This is a genomic window from Candidatus Frankia alpina (assembly GCF_902806485.1).
GTDB classification, from domain to species: domain Bacteria; phylum Actinomycetota; class Actinomycetes; order Frankiales; family Frankiaceae; genus Frankia; species Frankia alpina.
Genome location: NZ_CADCWT010000175.1, coordinates 1 through 10,400 on the forward strand (window position 1 = coordinate 1; position 10,400 = coordinate 10,400).

Sequence of the window (10,400 nt, forward strand, 5' to 3'; positions counted from 1 at the left end):
TTCGCTGACCGTCACCCGAGTTTCGAAAGGATCAACCTGGCGGTTTCGGAATAGCTTCCATGTCACGCGCCCCTTATGCCAGCCCGCATCGGGGGAATGTGTCCGCCCCGCATCGGGTTCGAGGGGAGCTCGGCTGGCATGGGGTGCCCAGGGCCGGGCCGGTGACCAGTAGGGAAGAACCATTCTGGTATCAGATGGAGGCATTCGTCCGGCCGACGGCGCGCGCCGCGAGCACGATCGACATCATGATCTACGCCGGCGCGCGCCGGCCGGCGGCGACGCGACGGTCCGGGAGGGAGAGCGCGGATGTGAGAGGGCGTGCTGAAGCGTGGAGGCCCGCTGAAGCGTGGAGGCCCGCTGAGACGTGGAGGCGTGGGAATCTGAGCCACGGCGGCGAGGCTGCCGCGGCCGTTCCCCGATCGCCGCTGGCCCGGGTCTTCGACGATGCACTGGTCACGGCCGGCGCCCGCGCCGATGTGGGTGATCGGGTCGCGGCCTTCGTCGATGTGGCCCGGCGCTATCAAGAGCCGGGTCGGCACTTCCACACCCTGCGGCACGTTGCGGAGATGTCTGCGGCGCTGCGGGTGCTGCTAGCCGCCGAGTACCGGCCACCCGCGGAGCGTGCCGCGCACGCCTGCGTGCTCGCCGTGTACTTTCACGACGCCGTCTACGAGCCGCGGCTGGCGGACAACGAGCAGCGGTCCGCGGAGCTGGCGATCGACGTGCTCGCTCGCCTGGGCTGTCCCGCGGCGATCGGCGCGGCGGTCGCCCGGCTGGTCCTCGCCACGGCCTCGCACCGGTCGACTCGCCCCGATGAGGCCCTCGTCAACGACGCTGACCTGCGAGTTCTGGCTCGACCTCCGGCCGCTTACGATCGCTATGTGCGCCGGGTCCGCCGGGAATACGGCTGGGTCGGCGAGCAGGCCTGGCGCGAGGGGCGGGCGCAGGTCCTGCGTAGCCTGCTGGACGGTCCGGTTTACGCGACGGCCTGGGCGCGGCGAAGCTGGGAACCGCTGGCCCGCCTCAACCTGGCTCGGGAGCTGCACGTCCTCGGCTGAGCCGCCTGGGTTGCTCGAGCCGGCCTATATGCCGGCCGGCGGCGGGTGACGCTGCGCCCAGATCGTTGCGACGACACTCGCCAGCAGTAACCCACTGACAAGCGGCCCGGCGCTGAACTCGGTGGGGGTGGGCGCGAGCCCCGGCCAGGCCACCGCGAACAGCGCGAGGGAACCGGCTGCCCCCGTGCCGGTCGCGGCCAGCCGATACCGGCGTGCGATGGGCAGCCCGGCAAGCCCGGCCCCGCCGACGGCGTGCCCCAGCACGGCCGCGGCCAGCAGGATCCCGCCGACTGTCCAGACCGCCCAGGCGGGCAGCCACCCGAGTAGCTCCGTCTCCCCGTCCCAGCCGTAGCGTTCGCCCGGCGTGCCGGTCGGAGCCCCGGGCCAGACCAGTAGGTGGACCAGCCCGTAGCAGAACAGGACCGATCCTCCGGCCGCGCCGGCGAGCCGACGTCCGGTATCGGCCACGGCGGGAATGTCGCGCAACCGGATGCGGCTCACGGCGCCCGCCGATTCGGTACGGCGGTGGGCGGGATGGTCATGGACTCGACGGTCACCATGTCCGCCGCCGCGATGGCGCCGCCCGCCGCCGGGACACGGCCCACCGCGGGCACACCGCCCACCGCCGACCCGCCCGCCGTGATGACGGTGTCGCCCGCCGCTGTGCCGTGCGGCTCGGTGGGGGCGTCGGTGAGGGTGCTCACGCTGACTTCGGCCGCGGCCGCAAGCACGGCGGCGGCGAGCACCGGATCGATCTCCGCCGGCACGGTCCTCAGGTCGAGCAGGCAGCAGCCCTGCTCGACGCGTCCGAGGACGGATGGTTCACCGCGGCGCAGCGGCGCGGCGATCATCGCGTCCAGTGCGACGGCGGCGCTGGGCAGTTCGGTCCCGACGCATCCACACCCCCGCGCCCCGAACGCCGCTCGTCCGACGGTCTGGTCCGCGCCCGTGGCCCACCCACGCCGGCATCCGCAGGCGCCGCCGTCCGCCGTCGCGCCGGTGCCGCCGTCGACGAGCGCCCGGCTGGCCACGGCGGACGCCGCGATCCCGGCGTGACGAAACCAGGCCGCGAGTGTTTCGGCGCGGACGGCCAGGCGCTCCGGTCGGGCGCGCAGGGCCTGCCGGACCGGCGAGTCGGGATGGCGCAGGGTCGCCTCGAGCGCGGCCAGGGTGAGCTTGCCGGCGCGCAGTGCTCGGGACATCGGATGGCGGCGCATCCGGTCGATCAGGTCGGCCCGGCCGAGAAGCAGCCCGCACTGCGGGCCGCCGAGCAGTTTGTCGCCGCTGGTCGTGACCACGCCGACCCCCCAGCCGAGCCAGCTCGTGACGTCGGGTTCGGCGTCGAGCAGCGGCTCGGGATGGAGCAGGCCTGAGCCGCAGTCGCCGACGAGCGGCACGCCGAAGTCGGTGCAGAGGGCGGCGAGATCGCTGATGGCGGGGCTGTCGGTAAACCCGACCACCTGGTAACTGGTCGTATGCACGCGCAGCACCAGGCCGATGTCGGGGCCGATGGCGTCCGCGTAGTCGCCGAGGGTGGTGCGGTTGGTGGTGCCGACCTCGCGCATCCGCGCGCCGGCGGCCACCAGCAGCTCCGGCAGCCGGAAACCGTCGGTGGTCTCGATGAGCTCCCCCCGGCTGATCACCACCTCGCGCCGGCCGGCGAGCGCGGCCACCGCGAGGGCGAGGCCCGCCGCGTTGTTGTTGACGACGTGTACGCCCGCCGCCGCCGGTACCGCCGCGGCCAGGGCGGCCAGGGCGGTGCGCCCCCGGGGGTCGCGGCGGCCGGTGCGCAGGTCCAGCTCGAGATCGGTGGTGCCGGCCGCCAGATCCACCGCGGCCCGCGCGGCCGCCGACAGCGGGGCCCGGCCGAGCGCGCCATGCAGGATCACTCCGGTGGCGTTGATCACCGGGCGTAGGCCGGTCGCTGTACGAGCGAGCGTCGCCGGCACCGGACCGTCCTCGGCGCGGTACGCGAGGGGAACCGCGTCGTCCATCACTCCACGTGAAGTTAGTGCTTCTTTTTGGGATTTTCACGGAGGCCCCCACCGATGGATGGTGTCCTTTTGTGTTCTCTTGTCTCGCTCCACGTCAGGGGAGCATCTCGGCAAATGCCGGCGGGCCATGCGGCCTGTACTCTTTCCCCACGAAGGGGAGTAGCCCCGCCGAGCGGCCTGTCTCCGGTGCGCACGGCCTGCAGCGATGGAAGTGTCCGTCGCCGGGCCGGCCGGGTGCGGCGTCCGATCGGCCCGGTCGTCGACATACTGGTGCCCGCTCAATGGCCCACCTCAGGGCCGTTCTGCGGGCACCCGGCGGCCGGGCCCGACCCATGCGGCCGGGTGGGCGAGACCTTCGACACGGCAGGTATGCCGGGTCGAAGGCGCGTCTCCGCTTCCGGCCCGGCCTCACGGAGAGGCCCCGGGCACGTGGATATCACCGCAGCGCTTATCACCTTCGGCGTGATCTTTCTGGCCGAGTTGCCCGACAAGACGATGGTCGCGAGCCTCGTGCTGGGCAGTCGCTTCCGACCGCTGCACGTCTGGGCCGGGGTGGCACTCGCCTTCGTCGTGCACGTCACGGTGGCGGTGGCGGCCGGCAGCGCCTTCTCGCTGCTGCCGCATCGCCTCGTCGACGTGATCACGGCACTGCTCTTCACCGCCGGCGCCGGGCTCGTGCTACGCGAGGGCCGTGAGCACGGCAGCGAGGACAAGGGCGACCCGGATCGGGCCGAGACTGCGGGCGATCGGTCCGCAGCACCGCCGCCGGTGGCGACGGCGACAACGTTCTGGCGGGTGGCGGCCACCTCCTTCGGGGTCGTCTTCGTCGCGGAGCTCGGCGACCTGACGCAGATCTCGCCGGCGAATCTCGCCGCCCGGTTCGACGCGCCGGTGGCGGTCTGGATCGGTGCGGTGCTGGCGCTGTGGACGGTGGCCGGCCTGGCCATCGCCGGTGGACGCGGGCTGCTTCGCCTGATGCCCATCGCGGTGATCACCCGGATCGCCGCGGTTGCCTTTCTGGTTCTGGCCGCGGTGTCGGCGATCGAGGCGGTGCGCGGCTGACTGGGCCCACCGCGGTCATCGAGCCGGCCGCGCGACCGGGGGCCAGCGCGGATCGTCGGTGGCAAACACGAGGACGACGTCGGTGTCCGAGGTGAAGTCGACGAGCCGCGCCCGCGCCGGCAGCAGCGCCAGCGCATGGGCCAGCTCCTCGGCCGCCGATCCCTCCGCGACGCAGACAACGTGGCGCGAGTGAACCGCGGCCTGTCCGCCGCCGTCGCTGCCGCCGCGACGGTCGGCCGGGGCGGGGGGCGACCCCCCGGCGGCCGCGGACAGCAGCTGCGCGAGGCGGCCCGCCTCGTCCGGCGCCAGCCGCAGGACGGTCGGGTCACGGTCGGGGCGCTGGGCGGTCAGCACCACGCCTGACGTCGGCGCAGCGCCGGGCAGCGGTCCGACTGAGACGGCGGCGCCGTCCAGCCGGCTGAGGAAGGTGACGACGTTCGAGGGAGCGGAGCCGCCAGGGGTCCGTGGCGGGTTGATGTTCATGTCCTGACGCTCTCATCCGGCGACTCGTCATCCCATCCCGCGCGGCGGGGAGAAGCCGGCAGGGAGCGTCCGTGGGGCAGGCTGCGGGCGGGGGTGTCAACTACCGTCGCCGGTGGGCCCCGGGGGACGGAGTCGGTCCGGTGTGAGAAAAACCGCTTCCCAGTGTGAATGGGGCGGGTGTGGGAGTGGTGCGGTGGGGGTAGGTGACCATCGTCGCGCTTGCCATGGGCGCGGCGCGTAGCGGGAGGCAGCCCGGCTGGCTTCTCGTGGCGCCCATGTCGTCCGGTCGTCAACGGAGCCATGGAGCCATGCATCAGCGTCGAAGTGATCGCCCGCGAGGCCATCGTCGTGCACCCGGTTGGGGACATCGACTACTCATCGCTGGATCCGCTGCGCGAGGCGCTGCTCGACGCGCGCGTCGCCGGAGTCCGGGACATCGTCGTCGACTTGGCCCAGGTGAGCTTCCTGGACTCGCAGGGGTTGGCGGTCATCCTGTTCGCCCACCAGCGTCAGCGCTCCGCCGGCGGCCGGCTGGCATTGCGCAACCTCAACGAGGATACTTACCGGCTGCTGCACGTCACCCACCTGACCTCGGTCATCGAAATCGACCACGGCGGCGCGACCGTGGCGTCCGGCCTGGCGACCCGCCGCGGCGGATGACCGGCCTCAGTCCGTGACCGGCCCGCGCCAGTGGTAGGACACATCGCTTGTGTGGACGGTGAAATCGAGGCCGGAGTACATCCGTACGGCTCGTTCGTTGTCCTCGTCCACGTACAGCAGGACCGCCGGGAGCCCCTCGGCGAGTAGATGATGCAGGCCGATGAGAGTCAGGGCGCGTCCCAGCCCCGCTCCGCCCGCGCCAGGCAGCACCCCGACCACGTACACCTCGCCGATCGGGCCGGGGCGGGTGTCCGGTGGCGGCGTCTCGTCCATCTCGTGGACCTTGGTCCAGTGGAAGCCGACCAACTGGCCGTCGCGTTCGGCGACGAAGAAACCGCGGGGGTCGAACCACGGCTCGGCCCGGCGCAGTGCCAGGTCATCAAGCGTCCAGCGACCCTGCTCGGGATGATCGGCGAACGCGGCGGCGTTGACGGCCAGCCAGGCCTTGTCGTCGCGGCCCGCGGCGAACGCGCGGACGGTGACCCCGGCGGGCAGGTGCGGCTCCGGCAGCGGCGCGCCGGGGCTCAGCGGCCGGCGAAGCTGCAACAACACCCGGGCTCGGGTGAACCCGAGCCGGCCGGCCAGAGCCGCCGCGGGCGGGAGATCGCCGTGCGCCCACACGTCGAGCCGGGCGGGCGGATCGCCGAGCGCCTCGGTCAGCGCGGTGGCCAGGGCACGGCCGATCCCCTGGCCACGATGCCCAGGGTGGACCACGATCTCGGCCTGGCGGCTGTCGATCGCGCCGCCCAGATGCGCGTAGCCGACGATCGGCGGCCGCGTGACCGACGCCCCGGTATCCGCGGCGGGCACGGCGGGCACGGCGAGCAGGTGGCGGCCCGCTCCGATCCGCTGGTCGGGGCGCAGGGTCAGCCGGACGTCCTCGGACATCGGCCCGGTGCCGTCCACCCGCTCGGCGGCGGCAAGCAGACTCGCAATGTCGTCCACGTCCGCGGCGCTCAGGGTCGACTGCCAGGTCAGGGAGGTCGTCACCGAACGACCGTATGGGCTCTCGGTGTCGGCTGTCCCGCGATCCGTCGCCCCGACGCGACGATGCAGGGCAGGAGACGTGGACATCTCCCACCCGGCATCGTCAGGTCGGATGCGCCGCCGACGATCAGCGCCGCCCGCGGGCCTGCCGGGGGCGCCTAGACCCGCTCGGGTGTGCGGGTGTCGTCCCGGTCGACGCGAGTGGACGCTCCGGTGGCGTTTTCCGGCAGGGGCGCGATCGGTGGTGCCACGAACTTGTAACCGACGTGCCGGACCGTGCCGATCATCGCCTCGTGCTCGGGGCCGAGCTTCGCCCGCAGCCGGCGGACGTGTACGTCCACGGTCCGGGTGCCGCCGTAGTAGTCGTAGCCCCACACCTCCTGGAGCAGCTGTGCCCGGGTGAAGACCCGGCCGGGGTGCTGGGCCAGGTACTTGAGCAGCTCGAACTCCTTGAACGTGAGCTCGAGCGGGCGGCCCCGCAGCTTGGCCGAGTAGGTGGTCTCGTCGACCGACAGATCGCCGGACCGGATGACACCGGCCTCGGCCGTGCCACCGGCGGCAGCGACCCGACCGATGGCCAGTCGCAACCGGGCCTCGACCTCCGCGGGACCGGCGGAGTCGAGGACGACGTCGTCGACCCCCCAGTCCGCCGACACCGCGGCGAGGCCGCCTTCGGTCACCAGGGTGAGTAGCGGCGTCGTGAGTCCGGTCGTGCGCAGCAGTCGACACAGGCCGCGAGCGATGACGAGTTCCCGGCGTCCGTCCACCACGATCACGTCCACGGGCGGAGCATCCAACAGGGCACTCGCCTCCAGCGGAGCGACCCGTACCGTGTGGGTGAGCAGACCAAGGGACGGAAACGACTCGGCGGAGGGACCGGGGGCGTTGGTGAGTAAAAGGACGACGCTCAAGACGACTCCTCCAGGTGGTGTGTGGTGGGGCAGCGTCGACCCGGTGAGTAACTCGATGCCCGGCCCTGGGCGTCTCACGACCGTCATGGGCATGAAACGAAGGCCGGTATGTGGGGAGGATAGCGGAGTGTCCTACTTGGCTCCTACCGTCTACGGGCTACTGCCTACCGCTGATTCTGAGATTCTGGCCACGAACCATGATCAAAAACTTGGGGTCGTGCACGGAGAGTCGCGGGAGCTGGCGGTCGTGATCGCTCATGGCTTCTCCTGTTCGATGAGGTATTTGGCGTTACGGCATGTTGCAGACATGTTACGGAAATATGTAGGAGTGCTGCTCATGGACCTGTGGGGTCATGGTCGCTCTAGTGGATCATGCACCTTCGGAGATCGCGAGGTGTTCGACGTCGACGCCGGCGTCGGCGAAGCTCGCCGGCTCGGCTACCAGCGCGTTATCACCATTGGCTGGTCGATGGGCGGGGCCGCGGTCCTCCGTCATGCCGGATTGGCCAAAAATCGTACGCTGAGTCACGAGCTGCGCGTGCGCCATCCCCCGGATGCGGTTGTCAGCGTGAGCGCCACCAGCCGATGGTTCGTCCGCGACACTGCGCCGATGCGGCGGATCCACTGGCTCGCCGAGCATGCCACTGGCCGGATGGTGGCACGAGGTGCGTTACGTGTCCGTATCGATCCCGGCGCTTTTGTGTCAATTCCTGCCTCTCCGGTCGAAGTCGTCCGCACCATTGCGTCGATGCCTTTACTGATCATTTACGGGCATCGTGACCGGTATTTCACCCTGGAACATCCGCGCGCTCTTGCCGCGGCCGCCGGGGAGTCTGCGCAGATGTGGCTGGTACCCGAGTTCGGCCACGCCGAGGCCGGGGTCTGTCCGGGCCTGCTCGACCGCATCGGTGCGCACCTGGCGAGCCTCGCCGCCGGCGGCGCCGGCCCGGTGGAGGCGGTCGCCTCGGCGCCTCGCGGCGGCGCAGTGGTCGAGGCCAGATGATGGCGGGCACCGGCCCGAGGCCATCCGTGCTGGGTGCGTCGCCCGTGCTGGGTGCGTCGGCCGTGCCGGCCGCCCGGGTCACCGTCCGGTACTGGGCCGCCGCCCGCGACGCCGCGGGGGTGCGTGAGGAGACGATCGAGGCGGACACGCTCGCGGTGCTGTTCGCGGCCGTCGCGGCCCGCCACGGGGGGAACCTGCCCGCGCTGCTGCGGCGCTGCTCCTACCTGGTGGACGAGCAGCCGGTGGGTCGGCGTGACCCGGCCGGGGTCATCCTGCGCGACGGCACGGTCGTGGAGGCCCTGCCGCCGTTCGCCGGCGGCTGAGAACGCCGCCTTCCGCCTTCCGCCCGTTCGACCTGGCCCGCGGCCGGTGCGGCGCCGGGTCCGCCAGCCGGGCATGGCAGCATGACGCGCGTGAGCGCTGGCGATCCCGGGCTGTCCCGCGGCGTGCTGTCGGGGGAGCCGGCCCCGCAGGCCGTTGCGTCGACCCGGTGGGTGCGGCTCGGCGAGCCCCTCGCAGCCCTCGCCGCCCTGGTCGCCATGGGTCTGGCTGTCGGCGCGGCCGCCCTTGCCACCTGGCTGCTGGCGGCCGTCCTGGCCGCCGAGCAGGCCACGTTCGCGTGGGCGTGGAGCCGGGCGCTGCGCGCCTCTTCGGGCACGATCCCGCTGGTCGCGGCGTGGGCCGTGCTCGCCGATGTCGTCCTGCTGGTCTCGGACCGGCACGCCTACGGTTCGGTCGCCGGTGTCGTCGGGGCGGCCGTCGCGGTCGTGGTGTTCTACCAGCTGGCATTGCGCCGGGCCTTCACGCTGCGCGTCCCGGTCCCCCCGCGCGCCGGCGGCGAGGCGGACCCGGCGGGCCGTCCGGACTCCCCCGCGGCGCCGGATCCCACCGCCCGGGTAAGCGCTGAACTGGCCACCGCGCTGAGCGGGATCATCCTCAGCGCTCTGTTCGCGGGATACCTCGCGCTGCGGGCCGGGCACGGCGCGCATCATCCGGCCGACCTGCTGGTGATCGCCGGCCTGCTGGGTGCCGGCAGCGCTGTCGTGACCGCCCGGCTACTTGGCTGGGCCGGCCTGGCGACGGTGCCGGCCGACCTGCTCGGCGTGGTCGTCGCGGTGGCCGCGGGTGCGGTCTTCGGCGCGCTCGGACCCGACGACCTGACCCTGAACGCCGCGCTCGCGACGGCTGCTTCGGGCGCGGCCGTCGCGGCTCTGGTGGATCTGGTGCTGACCCGCGCGCGTGCGGCCGGATCGCCCGCTGCCGGGGGGACACCGGGTGGCGGGGCCGGTGCGGCGGGGCCGGTCAGGGACGCGGCGGCGGATCGGTCGGCGGCGGAGGTCCTGCTCGCCGCGATCCTGCCATTGGCGTGCGCGGCGCCGCTGGTCTACCTGGTCGGGCGGCACCTCCCCGGATGAGCGGTCCGGCCGGTCGAGGCCTGCGCATCACGGTCGTGGTCGTGGTCGTCGGACTGATCGTGCTCGTCGCCGTGGACCGGGTTGCCGCGCGGGTCGTCGCTGGCCAGATCGCCACGCAGGCGCAGCGGACCGAGCACCTGCCGTCTCGTCCCACAGTGTCGCTCGGCGGCTTCCCGTTCCTCACCCAGGTCGTCGCCGGGAACTACCGGAACGTGCAGGTGGACGTGCGCGGTCACGTCGAGCAGAACGTTCGCGTGGACCGGGTGCACGCGAACCTCGCGGGCGTGCGGCTCCCCCTCGCCGACGTCGTCCGCGGCGAGGTGCGGCGGATTCCGGTGGATCGGCTCACCGCCCGGGTGGAGCTGACGTTCGCCGACGTCAACGCCTACCTGCGCAGCCAGGGCTCGACTGCCGCGGTCAGCCCGGACGGGCAGGGGATCCGGGTCGCGGGATCGGTCGAGATCCTGGGGACCGCCTACCCGGTGTCCGGGACGGCGGACGTCGGAGTCCAGCCCGCCGCGGTCACGTTCACCCTGCGTGAGCTGTCCGGGTCGGTCGGTGCGATCCTGCCGCCCGCGCTGCGCTAGGCCGCCGCCGCGCTGCTCACCGTGCGCGTGCCGGTCGCCGGCCTGCCGTTCAACATGCAGCTCACCTCGGCGGCTGTCATGGCCGATCGCATTGCCTTCGTCGCCGGCGGTCAAGACGTCGTGCTTGACGCCGACGCGGCCACCGCGGGCCGGTGATGCGGCGGATGGTGCCGGCCCGGAAAGAGATGGTGCCGGCCCAGGGCCGCGCGAAGGTCACTTTCCGTGCTGACTGGTTACTCT

At 72.6% G+C, this 10,400-nt stretch carries 13 protein-coding genes; 8 read left to right on the forward strand and 5 right to left on the reverse strand.

The window, feature by feature from the left end:
- Positions 1–194 precede the first annotated feature (194 nt).
- Positions 195–1,058 (forward strand): HD domain-containing protein, encoded by an 864-nt coding sequence (locus tag G6R25_RS17085; protein WP_235948798.1) that lies wholly within the window; start codon positions 195–197, stop codon positions 1,056–1,058.
- A gap of 24 nt (positions 1,059–1,082) precedes the next feature.
- On the opposite strand, the gene G6R25_RS17090 is transcribed toward G6R25_RS17085, so the two are convergent.
- Both G6R25_RS17090 and selA read right to left on the reverse strand, forming a co-directional pair.
- A complete protein-coding gene (locus tag G6R25_RS17090) occupies positions 1,083–1,559 on the reverse strand; it encodes a hypothetical protein (protein WP_163553792.1) in 477 nt (158 codons plus the stop codon).
- The gene (selA, locus tag G6R25_RS17095) at positions 1,556–3,052 is read right to left on the reverse strand and encodes an L-seryl-tRNA(Sec) selenium transferase (RefSeq protein WP_163553793.1); all 1,497 of its coding nucleotides are present in this window, start codon (positions 3,050–3,052) and stop codon (positions 1,556–1,558) included. The genes G6R25_RS17090 and selA overlap by 4 nt, the downstream gene beginning before the upstream one ends.
- A gap of 429 nt (positions 3,053–3,481) precedes the next feature.
- Here selA and G6R25_RS17100 point away from each other — a divergent pair, with 429 nt between their 5' ends.
- Positions 3,482–4,114 carry a TMEM165/GDT1 family protein gene (locus G6R25_RS17100; protein ID WP_163553794.1) on the forward strand — a complete coding sequence of 211 codons (633 nt, stop codon included), beginning with the start codon at positions 3,482–3,484 and terminating at the stop codon, positions 4,112–4,114.
- 15 nt (positions 4,115–4,129) lie between these two features.
- On the opposite strand, the gene G6R25_RS17105 is transcribed toward G6R25_RS17100, so the two are convergent.
- Positions 4,130–4,597 (reverse strand): hypothetical protein, encoded by a 468-nt coding sequence (locus tag G6R25_RS17105; RefSeq protein WP_163553795.1) that lies wholly within the window; start codon positions 4,595–4,597, stop codon positions 4,130–4,132.
- Positions 4,598–4,897: 300 nt separating this feature from the next.
- On the opposite strand from G6R25_RS17105, the gene G6R25_RS17110 reads away from it, so the two are divergent.
- Entirely contained in the window at positions 4,898–5,257 is a 360-nt protein-coding gene (locus G6R25_RS17110; RefSeq protein ID WP_163553796.1) for an STAS domain-containing protein, read from the forward strand.
- 6 nt (positions 5,258–5,263) lie between these two features.
- Here G6R25_RS17110 and mshD read toward each other — a convergent pair whose 3' ends face one another.
- Together mshD and G6R25_RS17120 are read right to left on the reverse strand one after the other, a co-directional pair.
- Positions 5,264–6,247: a mycothiol synthase gene (mshD, locus tag G6R25_RS17115; RefSeq protein ID WP_235948801.1), complete on the reverse strand. Its 984-nt coding sequence runs from the start codon at positions 6,245–6,247 to the stop codon at positions 5,264–5,266.
- 155 nt (positions 6,248–6,402) lie between these two features.
- Positions 6,403–7,155, reverse strand: coding sequence for a winged helix family transcriptional regulator (locus G6R25_RS17120; RefSeq protein ID WP_163553798.1), 753 nt, complete (start codon positions 7,153–7,155; stop codon positions 6,403–6,405).
- A 274-nt stretch (positions 7,156–7,429) separates the two neighbouring features.
- On the opposite strand from G6R25_RS17120, the gene G6R25_RS17125 reads away from it, so the two are divergent.
- The 5 genes from G6R25_RS17125 to G6R25_RS29800 all read left to right on the forward strand — a co-directional run bounded on the left by G6R25_RS17125 (position 7,430) and on the right by G6R25_RS29800 (position 10,316).
- On the forward strand, positions 7,430–8,158 hold the full coding sequence (locus tag G6R25_RS17125) for an alpha/beta fold hydrolase (RefSeq protein ID WP_235948805.1): 729 nt from the start codon (positions 7,430–7,432) through the stop codon (positions 8,156–8,158).
- A gap of 44 nt (positions 8,159–8,202) precedes the next feature.
- Entirely contained in the window at positions 8,203–8,481 is a 279-nt protein-coding gene (locus tag G6R25_RS17130) for a MoaD/ThiS family protein (RefSeq protein WP_235948803.1), read from the forward strand.
- Between the two features lie 81 nt (positions 8,482–8,562).
- On the forward strand, positions 8,563–9,573 hold the full coding sequence (locus tag G6R25_RS17135; RefSeq protein ID WP_163553800.1) for a hypothetical protein: 1,011 nt from the start codon (positions 8,563–8,565) through the stop codon (positions 9,571–9,573).
- Entirely contained in the window at positions 9,570–10,160 is a 591-nt protein-coding gene (locus tag G6R25_RS17140; RefSeq protein ID WP_336501701.1) for an LmeA family phospholipid-binding protein, read from the forward strand. The genes G6R25_RS17135 and G6R25_RS17140 overlap by 4 nt, the downstream gene beginning before the upstream one ends.
- A 21-nt stretch (positions 10,161–10,181) precedes the next feature.
- Positions 10,182–10,316 carry a hypothetical protein gene (locus G6R25_RS29800; protein ID WP_336501702.1) on the forward strand — a complete coding sequence of 45 codons (135 nt, stop codon included), beginning with the start codon at positions 10,182–10,184 and terminating at the stop codon, positions 10,314–10,316.
- Positions 10,317–10,400 lie beyond the last annotated feature (84 nt).